Here is a 17,726-nt window from a genome sequence, read left to right on the forward strand (position 1 = left end):
GGATTAAAGGGTTTCTTGCTGTGTAGCCTCGGGCGTATCCGAGGGCTCTGGCCAGGCATTAATAATCGCTTTGATCAGGGTGGCCAAGGGAATCGCAAAGAACACGCCCCAAAGACCCCAGACGCCGCCAAAGAACAGAATCGCGACAATGATGGCCACCGGGTGCAGATTCACCGCCTCCGAAAACAGCAGAGGCACCAGGACGTTTCCGTCCAGCGCCTGGATAGCCAGATAGACCCCAACCACGTAATAAAATTCACTGGTGAGACCAAACTGGAAGAAGCCCACCGCCACCACAGGAAGGGTAACGAGGGTTGCACCGACGTAGGGAATGATTACCGACAACCCAACCAACAGCGCAAGCAGCGCCGTGTAGTTAAGGTTCAGCCAGGTAAAGGCAAGGTAGCTCACCACGCCAACAATCATCACCTCTACCACCTTGCCCCGTGCGTAGTTGGACACTTGCTGGTCCATTTCACGCCATATCCGATTAAGTAGTGGCCGTTCTGCCGGCAGCATACTCACAAACCATTGGGTGAGGGTTTCCCGGTCTTTCAGGAAAAAGAAGACCAACAGCGGAATCAGGATCATGTACACCATGATGATGAACAGGCCCGGTATGCCCGCCAGCGACCAGGTCACGATGCGCTGCCCCACACCGGCGAGCTCGCCTTGTGCAGCGGTGACAAATTGATTGACCTGGTTTGCGCTGATTAGCTCGGGGTAACGCTCCGGAAGAATGACCAGCAATTGGCGGCCCTGGTCGAACATCCGCGGTAGCTCGCCTGCCAGACTCACCAGCTGGCGCCAGGCCAGCGGCAATAACAGCAGGGTAATCGTGAAGAATGCGCCCACGAAGATGAGATACGTCAAGGCAACGCTAAGGCGAGGCGGCAAACCACTGCGCTGCAGCAGGTTAGCCACGCCCTGCATCAGATAGGCCAACACCAGTGAGGCCAACAGGGGTGCCAGGATGTCGCCAATGGTCATGAGCAAGGCGACGCTGATCAACAGTAGGACCAGCAGGAGTATGGACTCCTCTTCAAACAGGTAGCGGCGGTACCACTTCTCCAGAACTTCCATCATGGCGGCGTGCGTCCCTTCTCAGCGCTTCCTGATTATGTGAGTGTAGATGCCATCTAATTCGTTGCTTTCCAGCAATGCGTGCCCGGACTGCTGGGCAAACACCTGAAAATCCCGAACGGACCCTTGATCCGTAGCTGTGACACGCAGGCACTGGCCCGCTTCCATGGCATTCAACGCACGCTTCGCCTTCAGTAGAGGCATGGGGCATGTTAGCCCGGTGGCATCGACATCGGTATCAATCTGGATCGTCATCGAGATAATGCTGTGTACTTCATTGGCGAAAGAGGATGAGTATATCGGCAACCGCAGCAGCACCAAAACCGGGGAACTCCGCGCAGCGTATCCACTCTAAACCACCTCTGCGCGGTAACCGCGACAAGAGCGAATGCAGTACAATGGCAATCGTGGTTGCACATCAGCGGCCACCTGCCATTCACGAAACGAGATTATGCCCACCATCCTCCGATTCCTACGGCAATGCTGCCTGCCCCTACTGCTGGTGACTCTGTTAACGCCAGTAGCAGCGAGCAATGAGGAACTGAAACTGCCGAATCTGGGTGAGGCCAGCACCAGCCTCTACTCGGCGGAGTATGAGTACAACCTGGGGCGCAGTTGGCTGCGAATTTTCCGCTCCCAGGCGCCCACGGTTGATGACCCATTGATGTTCAGCTACCTGGAAAACCTGATCTTCGATCTGGTGAGCCACAGCCAGCTGCAGGACAGACGCATTGACCTTGTGGTGGTGGACAACCCCAACATCAACGCCTTTGCCGTGCCCGGCGGTGTGATCGGTGTGCACAATGGGCTCCTGCTGTACGCCCAGACCGAAGACGAGCTGGCCACAGTGCTGGCCCACGAAATCGCGCACCTCAGCCAGCGACACTTTTCGCGCCGCGTCGAGTTCCAGCGCAACCAGACACCGATCAACCTGGCCGCCATGCTTACAGGCCTGGTATTGATGGCAACAGCGGGCGGGGATGCCGGCATGGCTGCGTTGTCTGCCGCGCAAGCCGCGGCTCAGGACTCTGCGCTGCGCTATAGCCGCAGTAATGAGGCGGAAGCGGACCGCGTGGGCATGCAGACTATGGTGGCGGCAGGACGCGACCCCTATGCGGCGCCGGCAATGTTCGAGCGCATGATGCAGGCCTCGCGCTACTCCAGCGGTAACCGTATTCCAGAGTTCCTGCGTACGCACCCACTGTCAGAAAACCGGGTGGCTGATACTCGCAACCGCGCAGCCCAGTACCCCAAGACCCCGCGCCCCGTGAGTCTTGATTACCAGTTGATGCGCGCACGTGCTGTTATGCAGCTTGCTGACACACCCGAGCAAGCCATCCAGCGTTTTCGCGGCGAGCTTGAAGGCAATCCTCGCTCCGCCGAGGCTGCGACTTACGGGCTGGTGCTTGCACTGACCGCGGGTGGACGCGCCGATGAGGCCAGCCTGGAGCTGGACGGCATATGGGGCAAAAATCGCGATCGGCTGGAATACATCATTGCCGACGCGGAGATAGACCTTGCCCGCGGCAATCCCGAAGCCGCCGTTGAAAAGCTGAAGCAACGCCTGGCGCTATCACCCGGCAACCACCCCCTGACAATGGCCTATGCCAACGCGCTAATGCAGAACCAGCAGTCGCACATTGCCGAGCAGGTACTGGTTGAGCAAAGCCGGCGACAAGCGAACGACCCTGCCCTGTGGTATCTGCTGGCGGAGGTTCAGGGCCTGTCGGGAAATATCGTGGGCTTACACCAGAGCCGCGCCGAGTACTTCATTCTCAATGGCATTCTTACCCAGGCGGAAAAGCAGCTGAATTATGCACTGAAGTTGGTGCGCAATGATTACCACACCAGCGCGACCATCAATCAGCGCCTGCGTGACGTGGCGCAGATGCGCCAGCAGATGGAGTCTTAGAAAGTCCTGGTCGACACTGCTGCCCCAGCGCTTATTTTGCCGCGGCAAAATCCAGCATGCGGCGCAAGGGCACCATGGCCCGCTCGCCCAGCGCGGGATCAACAAAGATTTCGTTGTTGTTGCGGTCGAACACTTCGGCCAATGATTCCAACTCGTTCATTGCCATCCATGGGCAGTTAGCACAGCTGCGACAGGTTGCGCCCTCGCCTGCTGTGGGAGCAATGATGAACTCTTTATCGGGCGCCTGTTGCTGCAGCTTGTAGAAGATGCCCTGATCGGTAGCTACGATGAACTGTTTGTTGGGCAGCGTTTGCGCAGCCTTGATGATTTGCGTGGTTGAGCCCACGCTGTCGGCGAGCGCGATGACCGACTGGGGTGATTCGGGATGCACCAGCACGGCCGCCTCTGGATAGACCTTTTTGAGATCTTCAATGCCGCGCGCCTTGAACTCCTCATGCACGATACAGGCCCCGTCCCACATGAGGATGTCGGCCCCTGATTCGCGCCTGACATAGTCACCCAGGTGACGGTCGGGCGCCCAAATGATCGCCTTACCCTCGTCTGCCAGGTGTTCGGCGACATCCAGCGCAATGCTGGAGGTCACCACCCAATCGGCACGGGCTTTAACAGCGGCAGAGGTATTGGCGTACACAACCACCGTGCGGTCCGGGTGCTGGTCACAGAACGCGGAGAACTCGTCAATCGGGCAACCAAGGTCCAGCGAGCAGGTCGCCTCCAGCGTTGGCATCAGCACGCGCTTGTTGGGCGTGAGAATCTTCGCGGTTTCGCCCATGAACTTCACACCACACACGATCAGGGTTTCAGCTGGATGATCGTGACCAAAGCGCGCCATTTCCAATGAATCAGACACACAGCCACCGGTCTCTTCTGCCAATGCCTGAATGGCCGGCGCCGTGTAGTAGTGGGCAACCAACACCGCATTCTCTGCCTCAAGCCGCGCCTTGATGCGTGACTTCAGTGCTTCTTCCTGCTCAGGTGTGAGCTGCTTTTCCTGGGCCGAATCCAAGTGCACTTGCACCTGTTGGCGGATGATCTCGAGTTTGTCTGCGGCGATGCTCATGTAACGCGTTGGGTAGTACTAAAACGGGGGCGAGAGTCTAGCACAATCCCTCCGGCGCCAATCACCCCGCGGGGGTATACCAGATGGGCGAACTCCAGGCGCGCTCCTGAATGACCGGGTCCATAAAGGGCGAGTCGCAATCAGCGGGACGCTCGTCCTCGGGGAGCTGCAAACACTGGTGCGCTGTGTAGCGGCAACTCGGGTTTTCCACGGCTCTCAGGTAATACACCGCCGAGGTACCGGCATCGAACTCCGGGTCGCGCCAGACCGCGCACAACTGCGCGAAACCTTCGCCTTTGGGCCTGCAATCCGCAGGATCAACGCTAGCACCGTTATTGGGGTTACCTGCTACATCAAATACGCGCTGGTGATGATTGCCCTGTGCATCTGCCCAGCCCTTCACGACTTGAAGTCGCTGTAAGGGCACTCCCGGCAAAGCGTCCGTGCCAGGGTCGGCAGCGGCAGCCACCAGGAAGACAGGCTCGCTCGCCTGCTTGGGCGGCAAGTCTTGCCCCATGGCGACGCCCGTTTCGTAGGCAAGCGCAATACGCTGCGGTGACTCACAGGTGTCGGCGTGGATATCCCAGCCTCCGAAGAAACGCGGCTGTATGCGAGGACCACTGGTGCCAAACACTTCTCGCCGCTTCAGCGCATCGAAGATACTGTCGCGCGAATTGGACTCGGCCCACACACCAATAATTCCACCAGGGCCATTGCTCGCGTTACCGGGAATCGCACGGTCAAACTGCACCCTCTGCAACGCGCTGCTGTCTGCCTCGCCCAGATGCCCCGGGAAGTTGCGCTCATTCACCGCGCCGGGAATACCGTTGTGGGTATCCGTGCTGGCCGACAGCCCCACCTTGAACGGATTTACTCCGAGGCGCTGCTCCTCTTTCAATCCTTCAATAAGGGCATAGCGCACATAGCTGTTGCGGGTTAAGCAGTCGGGCCCTAGATGCGGTACCCAATCCGCCAGCGGTCCGGCGTAACAGCTGCCCACCTCTTCGTTCTCACCCACCGTGCTGGTGAAGGCGAAACCTTCAAACTTTTCGAAATTGCAGAGCTCATCCTCGCCGCCCAAAACACCTGCCAGCCCATTGCGGCATTCCGAATCGCCCTTGTGCTGCATGATCTCCACCACCGGCTCCAGGCGCGCGCGCAGCGCCGCTCTTTGAACCTGCTCGTCAATGCTGGATGCCCCGGGGTAATCCACGGCAAACATACGTCCGTTGCTGATGTTGGAGTTGTGCGGAATAGCCAGGCTCTCACAGCCGGTGTCGCTGTCATTGCAGTGGGTCTCCAACAGGCGCCACAAATCCCACTCCCGATGAGCCTCCAGATAGGAAATGGGCCGCTGCGGCACGGTTGCGTTTCGGAAAATCACATTGCGATGCAGGTTAGACCCCATGCGGAAGGAGCTGTATTCATAGGCCACAAAGGTGGTGCGTTCACAGTGGCTGCTGTGATCCTGGTGCGCCTCTGCTGCAGCGATAGTGGATTCCCACACCCGCTCGGCACGTTGGCCGCAACGCTCGCCATCCGCCTCACAGGTGTCTACATCACGGGAGGAAAAAGGGCTCATGATGCGCATGACCAGAGCAGGTGCCCGCCCTTCCCCACTGCGCATGACTTCGCAAAATCCCGAGGCATAGCCGGGTGACTGGGGATCATTACAGATTGCCTGCTCCCCCAAAAACTCTGCGTGGTCGGTAACCGCGGCAAAATCCAGCGGCCGCTCCAAGCGCACTTCGCGTTCGGGCTCGCCCACTCCGCCCGGAAGGTTGACCGCACCGCCAAAGGCATAGCGATAAGCGTCGGACGGCATCACCTGCACACCGAAATTCCAGGCGTCACTGGACAGCGATGTGTGCACATGGAGATCGCCCCATAATGCGCGCCGCTCAGGCTGAACATCAGCGCAGGGCACGCTGACTTGCTGCGCATAGGATTGAACGGCAAACACCGATTCAGGCGGTGGTTCTGCACCACATCCTGCCATAGCAACAAGCGGAAAAATGACTAGGGCTGCTGGATTACGCACGTTCACTCCGTGGGTTCGCGACAGTACCCAGACAGACTACTGCGACCCGGCGGCCTCGCCATGTCGCCCAGGGCCAATATTCGGGGACCACCAACAACAGTTGACTAGCCAAATTTTTCACAAAAGCTGACTAGAATTCTGCTCAGTTATTCCGTATAACTCGCTGTATTATAAAGAAAACGGCATTTTGTGCCGCGAGCGACCGGGTGAGACTGGTCGCCATTGTCCGAGCAGGACTTTTATGACCACACGGGGCTTTGAGTGAGCAGGCATAGCATTTCCATTATCTCGGATCAGCCCGAGGACCATCGCCTGCTGGCCGACTGCCTGGCCCGAGCCGTCCCCAACCGTTTTGATATTGTCTCCGCCGACGCACTGCTGCGGCCGGTGGAAGTGCTGGCAGACCCCGGCGTTGACGCACTGATCATGGCCGATGGCGCACAAACCGATTACATACTGCGCCTGGCACAGAAGCACCACAGCAACCTGCCTATTATCCTGCTGGTAGAGCGCGATGACCCCGACACGGTGGCTTACTTTCGCACCCTGGGTGCCCAGGACTGCCTAGCCCGCAGTCAGGTGGACGATCATCTGTTACACCGGGTGCTCGACTACAGCATTCAACTGCGCGAGGCGCGCCAGCACATATCGGCGCTGTCCAATCGCGATACCCTCACCGGCGCACTGAATCGCAGCGGCTTCCGTTCGCACCTGGATTTAGCAATGGAACGGGCGAGCAAGCTGGAATTCAACACGGCCCTGCTCTACATCAACATCGATCAGTTCGCCAATATCAATGTGCATCATGGCGAAAACGCGGGCGACGACCTGATTCGCACACTGGCCCGGCGCATCACGAACAAGTTGCGCAACAGTGACAGCCTCGCCAGGCTGGGCGGTGATGAGTTCGCGGTGATACTGGAAGATGTAGCAACGTCATCGGACGTGGAGCAGATCGCCACCAAGATTTTGCGCGCCGTCTCGGAGCCGCTGAGCCTGGGTGATCAACAGGTATCGGTCGATGCCAGCATCGGCGCGGCGACGTATCCCCAGGACGCCGAAGACGCCGCTGAAATTATTGACCACGCGCGCAGCGCCATGCTGCAGGCCAAAGCAGCCGGCGGCAGCCGTTGCATCCAGTTCAGCCACAAGCTGGAATTTGATACGGCGGGCAACACCTCGCTGGCGGCGGAACTGCGAGCAGCAGTGCGCAAAAACCAATTTGAGCTGCACTACCAGCCGCGTATTGATGTGGATTCGGGTGAGCTTCGCGGCCTGGAAGCCTTGTTGCGCTGGAATCACCCCGAACGCGGCCTGCTGTGCCCCGGCGAGTTCATCGCCACCTGTGACGACCTGGGACTGCTTAAAACCATCGGTTACCAGGTGATTCAGCATGCCTGCTCGGCCCAGGTGTGGTTGGCGCAACAGGGCATGGAAGACGTTGACGTTGCCGTGAACATCTCCTTCAGCCAGATACAGGACGACCGCTTCGTGGCGTTGGTGAAAGACATTCTTTCGCACACCGGCGCCAACCCGCAGCGCATGGAAATGGAGCTCACCGAAAGCACCATTCTCAAGAGCCCCGACGCCATCAAGGCCTGCATGGATGAGCTGAGGTTGCTGGGCGTGTCGTTCTCGCTGGATGACTTTGGCACCGGCTTCTCGCAGCTATCCCACCTCACCGACCTGCCCATCTCTGCACTGAAGATCGACTCGTGTTTTGTGCGCGATGTGCCGCATAACGCCCAGCAAGTGGCGATTTGCACCATGATCATTGAGATGGCGCGCCGCCTGAACATGCCGGTTATCGCCGAAGGCGTAGAAACCTACGAGCAGCTCCAGTTCCTGCGCGAGAACCAGTGCGAACAGGTGCAGGGTTTCTACTACAGCCCCGCCATCCCCTTGCAGCGCCTGCCGCGATTTGTGCAGGAACAGCGCTATAAGCGCAGTGAACGACTACTGTCCTGACAATCCGCCAAAAACACGGATCAACACTGTGCTACCCGCCAGAGCGGTGGTAGCCTTCTTGACATCTTAATTCGACAACCGTTTTCCGTATGGCAACAGGCGGCATCTTCCAGAAGCGCGCAAAAGTACTGGTGAGTGACGACGACCAGAACGTGCGTATGCTCACGCGCCAGTGCCTGGAAGCGGAAGACATGACCGTTATTGAGGCCGCCGACGGGATAGAGGCGCTGGAGATGTTCGTGAACGAGCGTCCAGACCTTGTATTCCTTGACGTTGAAATGCCTGGCATGACGGGACTGGAAGTGTGCCGGCGCATTCGCGCCATGCCTCGCGGTGAGTCGGTGCCCATTATGATTGTAACCGGCTCTGACGATAGGGAATCGATCGATCAGGGGTTTGACGCCGGCGCCACCCAATACAAAACCAAGCCTGTGAACTGGTCGCTACTGGGCCGGGATGTGCAGTACATGCTGCGCGCCAGTGATGCGTTTAACTCGTTGAAGCGCCAGGAAGACCGGCTGCGTTATCTGGCCTATTACGACCCGCTCACCTCACTGCCCAACCGACGCAGCTTTAACGAGCAGCTCAACCGCATTCTGCGCCGATGCCAGCGCAAGGGCACGGGCGCCGCCCTGCTCTTTATCGACCTGGATCATTTCAAACGCATTAATGATTCCATTGGGCATGGCCGCGGTGACCGCCTGCTGGTGGAGATTGCGAAACGGTTGACGCTGGAGCTGCGCGAAGACGACTCCATTAATTACTACAGCGACCAAACCGCCGAAGACATTGAAGCCATGGAGGGTAGGCCCACCGAGATCGCCCGACTGGGCGGTGACGAATTTACCGTAGTGCTCTCGGAAATTGACGATGTGCATGCGGTAGAAGTAGTGGCAAAACGAATTCTCGCCACACTGTCTGAGCCCATTCCGCTGCAGTCGCATAACCCGGTGGTAACGCCCAGTATCGGCATCGCCATGTACCCGCAGGACGGTAACTATCCCGACATTCTGGTGCGCAATGCCGACACGGCGATGTACGCAGCAAAAGCGGAAGGCCGCGCCTGTTATCGCTTCTACAACGAGGAAATGAACGCTCGCTCAATCGAAGAGCTCAAGATGGAAGAAGAGCTGCGCGAAGCGATGCGCGCTGACCAGTTGGAACTGCGCTACCAGCCACAGATTGAGGTGAGCACGGGCCGGGTGATCAGCATGGAGGCGCTGGTGCGCTGGAAGCACCCGGTGAGAGGAATCATTTCGCCCGGGTTGTTTATTCCAGTTGCTGAGCGTACGGGGCTGATCATCGAGCTGGGTAGCTGGGTGTTGGCCGAAGTAGCGCGCGACTGCTTGCACTGGGACTCGCTGAATGTGCCCCCGTTCCGGGTGGGAATTAACATCTCGCCCCTGCAGTTCAACCAGCCCAATCTCACGTCATACATTGGGGATGTGCTGTCCAGTTCCGGCCTCAGCCCAGAGCGCATTGAGCTGGAGCTGACCGAAAGCGCAATTATGACGGATGCGGAAACTAATATTGAGAAACTGCAGGAATTGAAGGCACTGGGACTGGCGCTGGCAGTAGACGACTTTGGTACCGGTTATTCATCGCTAAACTACCTAAGGCGCTTCCCGATCGACACGCTCAAAATCGACCAGAGCTTCGTGATGGGTTTAAACAGCACCGACGGGGCCGCGATCGTGGATGCGATTCTGGCCCTGGCCAAGACGCTGAACATGCGCTCCATCGCGGAGGGCATAGAAACGGCAGAGCAACTGCGCTATCTCGCCCAGCGCGGATGCGACTACCTGCAGGGGTACTACTTTGCGCGCCCGCTTTACCCCGAAGATGTGCCGGGCATACTCCAGCAGGACTTCTCTGTGGATATACAGCGCGCAATGAATGGCCGAACCGAGTTACACGCCAGCGGATGAGGGCTGTTGCACTCTGCTTGCTGTTTGCGACCTGCGCAGCCGTCGCTGACGAGAACCCACCCCGCCCCACAGATGCCCAAGGCCTGCTGCATGTAATGCTGCAGGGCGAATCTGCAGAAACCATGGCGACCCTCGCGGAACAGGCGGGCGGCACGCTCACACACCATCTGCCAATCATTGATGCCGTGGGTGCCCGGCTGACGCCGGCGCAATTCGACACCATCCGGAATGACCCGCGTATCGCCCGCTATATCGACGACCTGGCGCTGGAGATTCCACCTGAAGCCACGACTGATGATTGCCCCTTGGGCGGCGCGCTGGAAGTTGTGCGACAAGGCGACACAGCGACCTGGTCGCTGTTCAACAAGTCTGACCGTGAGCTGAGCTTGACCCGGGTCGCGATTAGTTGGCCGACCGCAAGCCAGACAACAGCAGACATTAAACTGGCCTCAAAACCCTTCGCTATGAACCAGACTCTGCCGGTAGAGAAGTCATTGGAGGACGGCGAGCTGGTGCTTGCGCCGGGTGAGAACACACTCTCGATCGTCTCCAATGACCTCAAGGCGCTGTCACAAAGCGACCTGGAGTTCAGCGTGAGTGCAGGAACAGACTGCACCACCGAACTCGTGCCGGGCTATCCGAACAACCACGAGGACTTTTACTACGCCACAGTGGCCGGCGCCGACGCACTCCATAAACAGGGTATTACCGGCAATGGCGTGACGGTGGCGGTGCTGGACTCCGGATTGTGGGAACACCCTGCCCTCACCCTGAACACTGCCGGAAACAGCCGCATACTCGCTCGCTACGATGCCATCACCGGCCAGGAACAATCCGAGGAAGTGTTTGATGAAAGCGGCCACGGCACTCACATGACCAGCGTGTTGGCGCACAGCGAACCCACTCTGCAAGGCGGCGCGCACACGGGAGGATTCAAGGGTATCGCCCCGGACGTATCACTGATTGCGGTGAAAGCCTTCGATATTGAGGGCCAGGGCGATTTCCTCGATATCGTTCGCGGTGTGCAGTATGTGGTAGATAACCGGGAAAAATACGGGATCAGAGTACTCAATCTATCGTTTGCCGCCAGACCACGCTGGCCCTACTGGCTGGATCCCGTTAATCAGGCAGTGATGCGGGCCTGGGCCGATGGCATTACTGTGGTGGCAGCAGCGGGCAACGAAGGCCCCGAACCCATGACGGTAGGCTCCCCGGGCAACCTGCCCTACATCATCACCGTTGGCGCGGTGACGGATTCTTGGACCATCGATACCCGCGACGACGACTACGTGCCGGATTTCTCATCGCAGGGGCCCACACCCACCGGCCACATTAAGCCCGACATTGTGGCACCCGGTGGTCACATTACCGGCGTAACGCGCCCCGGTTCGACCATCGCCCAGACAAACCCGGAGTACTTTTTGCCTACGGGCGAGTTCGTGATGACAGGCACCTCGCAGGCGAGCGCTCTAGTCTCGGGGCTTGCTGCGCTGCTGTTGCAGCTGCAGCCCGAATTGTCACCCGACGACGTTAAATGCAAATTCACCAGCAGCGCCGAGCTCGCGATCAGTAGCGAGGGCTTATTGGCCTACAGCCCGTTTAAGCAGGGCCTGGGATACGTGAGCCTGCAGCGAGCAATAACGCTGGGCGACACTGGCTGCGGCAACAGCGAATTGGATCTGGCGGCAGATTTGGCCGGCAGGGCGCAATACGAGGGACCGGCCATCGTAGACGGCGACGACCAGGTTAGCCTCCCAGGGCTAGACCAGATGCTGGCCAGGGACACTGCCATAGACGAGCCCGATACTCGAATACGGTGGGGTGTTAAAGAGTTCGTGGAACGGCCTTCGAGCGGCAGAGGATCTGCACTCCAGGGAGATGGCCCTTTTGATTGGGCTGAAGTGTACGCCCAGGAACGGGAAAAAATACGCGCATTAGCCGGGCAGTAGCACATTTGGCGCCGGCGTCACGGCGCGACAGCCTTCGAGAATTACCCCATTTGGGGCAGCGACACACCCAACGATTAATCTAATTCAGTTTCTGTTTAAAAAACAACCGCTTAGGCGAATCGGGTGCCGTTGGAATACCTGACTGCACCATCAGCTAACAACGGCACTAACCCATTGGGGTCAGTCCTCCTGCCTCTTATATTATTAGGCCTCCGTTAGAAACGAACAAACTTCTTTTTCAATACTTGCGATCTACATCACAAAATTTTAGGGGACTGCGTTATGAAAGGCATCACTTCAAAAAAGACCACCACTCTGGCCGTGACCGCGATCTCGGCATTCATCAGCTGGTCGGCCTCTGCCGCCGACTCTTCGGCGCAGACACCAACCAGCGGCGTAACCAAGGTAGCCCAGGTGCTGGCCCAGCAGGCCAACTACACCAATTCTGCGGCGGGTTATAAGTGGGGGGCTGGCAAGCAGGACTCAAAGCTGCATGTTTCACAGTCATGGGATCGCCGTGACAGCGGCTTCAAGTGGCAAGGCGATAACGCCAAACAAGAGACTCAAGCGCGAGGCGCGAAGTCTGTAGCTACTTCTAATGCTTGGGGAGTGCGCAATGCAGCGACTCAGGCGGGTATGAAGTGGGGTATCCGCAACACTGCTGACCAGAGCGGCATGAAGTGGGGTATCCGCAACACTGCTGACCAGAGCGGCATGAAGTGGGGTATCCGCAACACGGCTGACCAGAGCGGCATGAAGTGGGGTATCCGCAACACTGCTGACCAGAGCGGCATGAAGTGGGGTATCCGCAACACGGCTGACCAGAGCGGCATGAAGTGGGGCATCCGCAACACTGCTGACCAGAGCGGCATGAAGTGGGGTATCCGCAACACTGCTGACCAGAGCGGCATGAAGTGGGGTATCCGCAACACTGCTGACCAGAGCGGCATGAAGTGGGGCATCCGCAACACTGCTGACCAGAGCGGCATGAAGTGGGGCATCCGCAACACTGCTGACCAGAGCGGCATGAAGTGGGGCATCCGCAACACTGCTGACCAGAGCGGCATGAAGTGGGGTATCCGCTAGAACTCGCTTATTGATGATCACAGAGGTGGCCTGCACGAATCGCGCAGGCCACCCTGCCAAGCCTTAACGTTGGGCACCCATTGCACCATGGCAGTTTGCAATAAGTAGTATCTGCCCGATCATTTATAGCCCCCAGATACTGAATTAAGTACACTTTTCCGGCGCATACACCGGAGACCGTCCTTGTACAGATCATTACGGGTTCTAGCCGCCCTTGTACTAGCTCTCGCTCCACTGCACGTTGTTTTGGGCGATGAGGCGGACTTCGCTTTCTCACCCTCGCCAATAAATGCTTCTCTCACCCAACAGAACGTGAGGGAGACGTTTCAGAGCTCTAGCGGCCATTTGTGGTTACTCACACAGGATGGGCTGAATCGCTACGATGGTACAAAAGTAGAGCAGTACCAATACTCTCTTACAAACGCATTGTCGATTTCATCAAACGACGTCACAGGGATCGCCGAAGATCTCAGAGGCACTGTCTGGGTTTCTACAGTCGGCGGCGGTCTGAATCGGTTCCATGAAGTTCAGAAAGGCTTTTCAAAGATTCTGTTCGATCCGGCCAATCCCGGCATCTCCATAGCCTCCGATGACATTTACGCTATCCATGCAGACACTGACGGTCATATCTGGCTCGGTCACGATAACGCAATCACTCGCTTCGATCCGATCAACGACGAGTACTTCCACTTCCGACCCAACCTGAGAGCGGGCGAATATTGGGGAACGGTAAATAACTTCGCTGAGTCTTATGATGGCTTGATATGGATCGCCACTGAGTCCGGCGGCGTTCTGAGAATCGAAAGCCATAAAGACGATACCGGGCAGATATCACCCATAGCTTTCATGAATGCCAGTCCCGGTTCGTCACCCCCGGAGGTATCATCCATTGCAGCCGACGACAACGTTATATGGATAGGAACATCCGGATTCGGCATCACTCGCCTCAATCGTGAAGATAACTCTTATCAACTTTATGGGGCAGATGAGCAGGACTACAGAAAGATCACGTCCAGCCTTGTCCGAAGTCTGTTCATCGACGAATCCGGAAATTTGTGGGCTGCCACCGCTAATGGGCTTTGTCTGAAGAGAAGCGCCAGCAGTCGCTTTAACTGCTACAGCCAGATTAACTCGGACCTCCCGAGTGATGGTACCTACGGGACCTTTGAATCTCGCGAAGGGGTGCTCTGGGTTGGAACGGAATTTGGTCTTGCCGTCGGAATATCATCGGGGATAGCAAGTTTTGATGCTGAGAGAAACGGTTTTTCAGATAGCTCGGTCAATGCATTTGCACAGACTGGGCCGAATACGTTATGGGTTGGCACTGACGATGGGTTAAACAATTATGATTTCGCATCCGGCGACGTGACCTGGATAACGCGGGAAACCTTTCCCAGCATTTCCGATACGACCGTCATGTCACTGCTCGGGCACAAGAACACGCTCTGGGTGGGCACGTTCGAGGGCGGCCTTAACGTCATCGATCTCTCTACTGGAGAGACAGATGTCTTTCAACATAACCCGGAAGATCCAGGATCAATCGGTGCCAACGGCATAACATCGATTACCGCGACTATCGGCGGCCAGATACTAGTAGGAACATATGGCGGTGGAATCGGGAGTATAAATCCAGGCGATAAATCCTTCAGAAATTACAGATACAACCCGGACAGCCCCAGAAGCATTAGTAGCAACAACGTGCTCGCTGTCTTCCAAGACTCTCTAGGTTACGTTTGGATCGGGACTCAGGATGGACTCAATAGACTGGATCTAGACACTGGCATTGCGGAACGCTACTACTCCGAGAGGGGCAACATCAACAGCCTCTCGAGCAATCTCGTCTGGGAGTTCCATGAAGATGAGCAGGGCAATCTATGGATCGGCACTGCTGGTGGCGGACTTAACATGTGGTCGTTGGAGGACAGAAAGAATAACAACCCCACATTCAGTCATTACTCTGAGAACGTCTCCCTGCCCAGCGCCAGCATCTACGGAGTTCAGGAGGATGCAAATGGCAGTCTTTGGCTATCTCACAACAAAGGACTAACTCAGTTAGATGCCGAGAGTTTGGAAGCGAGGCATTACGATATAGCCGATGGACTCCAACACACAGAATTCAATATGGGAGCTTCTTTTACTGATCAACTTGGTCGCGTTTACTTTGGCGGGCCCAGGGGGTTCAACCAGATCCAGGCAAACAATCAAATCGCAGATAGCCCACCGCCACAAATCGAGATTTCAGAAATAAGAATAATGAACGAGGTAAGGACGATCGGAGAGAACTATGCTGACGTAACCGACGTGTTTCTAGACTATCAGGACACAATGATTAGCGTGGACTTTTTCGCTGCTGATTACTCCAACCCGGCTCTCGTGCAATACGCCTATAAATTGGAAGGTTTGAACGAAGACTGGATCATCTCGAGAGACGCAAGCTCCGCGTCCTTTACCACTTTGCCAGCCGGCACACACAAGTTGTCGCTCGCAGCGTCCAACTCAGACGGCGTGTGGAATTGGAATGGACGGGAAATCAACGTTCATGTCTCCCCTCCTCCTTGGCTGTCTCCTTGGGCCTACGCACTCTACGTGCTCGCCGCACTCTCGGTCATCTATCTGATTCTTCTCAGACAGAAACGACAATCGACAGAATTAATCACCAGGCAGCGGGAACTGGAGGATCGCGTAGCTGAGAGAACAAATGATCTGGAAATTGCCCGACGCGCAGCGGTAGATGCAAACAATGCCAAGTCTGAGTTTCTAGCTACTATGAGTCACGAAATTCGAACGCCTATGCACGGAATGATAGGCATGACTGAGCTACTGATGAACACCGGGTTAACCAAGCAACAATCACGCTTTGCTGAGTCTGCGCTCGCGAGCGGACGCTCATTGCTAGGGCTCATTAATGAAATTTTAGACTACTCAAAGATCGAAGCTGGCAAAGCAGAGCTCACGCTAGCTCCACTCACCGTATCCTCCATCGTAGACGATGTAGCATTCCTCAACGCACACATAGCACAAAGAAAGGGACTTAATCTCACGACTGTTGTCAGTCCATCAAGAACCACCCTTTTGGGAGACGAAGCGAAGATTCGGCAGGTACTTACAAATTTGTTAAGCAATGCGATCAAGTTTACGGAGGCTGGGACGATCAGCATTCATGTTCAAGAACAGGCCTTAGGTGACAAGCACTCGGTCAGCTTAACTGTGAATGACTCGGGGATAGGCATTGAGTCCTCGAAGCTGGGACACATATTCGAAGTTTTCACACAGGCCGATGCAAGTACTTCAAGGCAATACGGTGGTACGGGCTTGGGGCTCTCAATAAGCAAGAGTCTAGTGGAACTAATGGGTGGCACCATGTCAATTGAATCCAGGCTTGGCAAAGGCACATCGGTTTCGGTGGATATTGCGCTAGAAGCAACAAACCTCTCGGATGATAGCTCCCTCGAAGAGGAGAGTGCACAAGCAGCCATTGTCTGTGCTGATAAAGACCGAAAAGCAATGATCTGCTCACACTTGGTCAGAGCTGGCTTTGAAATAATGGAACATCGAGAATCATCAGTTCATGATCGCGACGGTAAATCCCTTGAACTTACTTTCCTCGATTATGAAGAAATCGAGCAATCGAACGAACACTCGACTGTGTTTAGAGCCGCGGAGCAAACAATCGTAGGCGCCCCCCTGGGCTTACAAGACAAGTTCTCAGACGTTTGTAGAGCGGTACTGCCCTACCCAATCACAGAGCAAAACCTAAGAGAAGCACTGACCGAACTGCGCGACCATCGACACCAAGCACTGCAACCAGCTAGCGACGTATCAATAAACCACCGTCCGGCACAAGACATCACTTCCGTACAGGCATTAGTAGCAGAGGACGTACCTCTCAACCAAGAGATCACGCGTGAAATGCTGCAGATTCTTGGACTATCAGTCGAATTCGCTGATAACGGGCTTGAGGCGATAGAGAAGTACGGCACCGGCCAGTTCGATATTGTCTTCATGGATTGTCAGATGCCAGTTCTCGATGGATATGCTGCGACAGCAGGAATAAGAGAGCATGAAAACGCCACCGGCATGGAACGGACACCAGTAGTGGCGGTTTCGGCGTCTACTTCAGAGGAATCAGTGCGCCGTGCATACGAAGCAGGAGTTGACGGCTACATTGCAAAACCATTCAAGATAGAAGACCTGAAAACCGTATTGCAAGATCACGGCCTACTGACTCACGAGCAAGCCTATACTCGCCTCAGTGATGCGTCCGAGATCGACCACAGCGCTAGAGACCAAGAACCTGACAATAGCTCTACAGTACTAGACAAGCCAACCATAAACGGATTGCTCGATCTCGAATCTCAGTTAAACAAAGCTATGTTCCAGCCCATGGTGGAAGGGTTTCAAGCCCAATCCAGTGCGCTGCTGACTGAGATGCAATCTGCGTCCTCTGGGCAGGACACAGAAGCGCTCAGAAAGGCAGCTCACGCACTGAAATCAATGAGTGCCAACATTGGGGCTCTCAACGTTAAACTGCTTTCTGAAGCAATAGAACGTAAGTGTAAGCGGAATCCAGATACTTTCCCCGAGTTAGATTTGGATGTCTTCCGAGATGCTATAGACGAATTTTCTAGGGCAAGCTCCACCCTAGGGCGAACATAGACACACGGGGCCGGAGCGATAC

10 protein-coding genes are annotated in these 17,726 nt (G+C 56.4%); 6 read left to right on the forward strand and 4 right to left on the reverse strand.

Annotation, left to right across the window (positions count from 1 at the left end; genetic code table 11):
- Positions 1-3 precede the first annotated feature (3 nt).
- Together IE089_RS13855 and IE089_RS13860 are read right to left on the reverse strand one after the other, a co-directional pair.
- Complete coding sequence (locus IE089_RS13855) at positions 4-1,086, reverse strand: AI-2E family transporter (protein ID WP_189478438.1); 1,083 nt, start codon at positions 1,084-1,086, stop codon at positions 4-6.
- Positions 1,087-1,104: 18 nt separating this feature from the next.
- A complete protein-coding gene (locus IE089_RS13860) occupies positions 1,105-1,338 on the reverse strand; it encodes a sulfurtransferase TusA family protein (protein ID WP_189478439.1) in 234 nt (77 codons plus the stop codon).
- Between the two features lie 196 nt (positions 1,339-1,534).
- Here IE089_RS13860 and IE089_RS13865 point away from each other — a divergent pair, with 196 nt between their 5' ends.
- On the forward strand, positions 1,535-2,995 hold the full coding sequence (locus IE089_RS13865) for a M48 family metalloprotease (protein ID WP_189478440.1): 1,461 nt from the start codon (positions 1,535-1,537) through the stop codon (positions 2,993-2,995).
- Between the two features lie 31 nt (positions 2,996-3,026).
- Here IE089_RS13865 and nadA read toward each other — a convergent pair whose 3' ends face one another.
- Together nadA and IE089_RS13875 are read right to left on the reverse strand one after the other, a co-directional pair.
- Complete coding sequence (gene nadA / locus IE089_RS13870) at positions 3,027-4,076, reverse strand: quinolinate synthase NadA (RefSeq protein WP_189478441.1); 1,050 nt, start codon at positions 4,074-4,076, stop codon at positions 3,027-3,029.
- 61 nt (positions 4,077-4,137) lie between these two features.
- Complete coding sequence (locus IE089_RS13875) at positions 4,138-6,117, reverse strand: DUF3604 domain-containing protein (protein ID WP_189478442.1); 1,980 nt, start codon at positions 6,115-6,117, stop codon at positions 4,138-4,140.
- A 261-nt stretch (positions 6,118-6,378) separates the two neighbouring features.
- On the opposite strand from IE089_RS13875, the gene IE089_RS13880 reads away from it, so the two are divergent.
- The 5 genes from IE089_RS13880 to IE089_RS13900 all read left to right on the forward strand — a co-directional run bounded on the left by IE089_RS13880 (position 6,379) and on the right by IE089_RS13900 (position 17,704).
- Entirely contained in the window at positions 6,379-8,085 is a 1,707-nt protein-coding gene (locus IE089_RS13880; protein ID WP_189478443.1) for a putative bifunctional diguanylate cyclase/phosphodiesterase, read from the forward strand.
- 89 nt (positions 8,086-8,174) lie between these two features.
- Entirely contained in the window at positions 8,175-10,013 is a 1,839-nt protein-coding gene (locus IE089_RS13885) for a putative bifunctional diguanylate cyclase/phosphodiesterase (RefSeq protein WP_189478444.1), read from the forward strand.
- A gap of 17 nt (positions 10,014-10,030) precedes the next feature.
- A complete protein-coding gene (locus IE089_RS13890) occupies positions 10,031-11,962 on the forward strand; it encodes a S8 family peptidase (RefSeq protein WP_189478445.1) in 1,932 nt (643 codons plus the stop codon).
- 282 nt (positions 11,963-12,244) lie between these two features.
- The gene (locus IE089_RS13895; protein WP_189478446.1) at positions 12,245-13,048 is read left to right on the forward strand and encodes a hypothetical protein; all 804 of its coding nucleotides are present in this window, start codon (positions 12,245-12,247) and stop codon (positions 13,046-13,048) included.
- A gap of 183 nt (positions 13,049-13,231) precedes the next feature.
- Positions 13,232-17,704, forward strand: coding sequence for a hybrid sensor histidine kinase/response regulator (locus tag IE089_RS13900; protein ID WP_189478447.1), 4,473 nt, complete (start codon positions 13,232-13,234; stop codon positions 17,702-17,704).
- The last annotated feature ends 22 nt before the right edge of the window (positions 17,705-17,726 follow it).

Source organism: Parahalioglobus pacificus (genome assembly GCF_014652275.1).
GTDB lineage: Bacteria > Pseudomonadota > Gammaproteobacteria > Pseudomonadales > Halieaceae > Parahalioglobus > Parahalioglobus pacificus.

Excerpts from the sequence above, each read along its gene's own strand:
- IE089_RS13885 (WP_189478444.1), top strand. The coding sequence starts at position 8,175 with ATGGCAACAGGCGGCATCTTCCAGAAGCGCGCAAAAGTACTGGTGAGT.
- IE089_RS13865 (WP_189478440.1), top strand. The coding sequence starts at position 1,535 with ATGCCCACCATCCTCCGATTCCTACGGCAATGCTGCCTGCCCCTACTG.
- IE089_RS13855 (WP_189478438.1), bottom strand. The coding sequence starts at position 1,086 with ATGATGGAAGTTCTGGAGAAGTGGTACCGCCGCTACCTGTTTGAAGAG.
- nadA (WP_189478441.1), bottom strand. The coding sequence starts at position 4,076 with ATGAGCATCGCCGCAGACAAACTCGAGATCATCCGCCAACAGGTGCAA.
- IE089_RS13895 (WP_189478446.1), top strand. The coding sequence starts at position 12,245 with ATGAAAGGCATCACTTCAAAAAAGACCACCACTCTGGCCGTGACCGCG.
- IE089_RS13860 (WP_189478439.1), bottom strand. The coding sequence starts at position 1,338 with ATGACGATCCAGATTGATACCGATGTCGATGCCACCGGGCTAACATGC.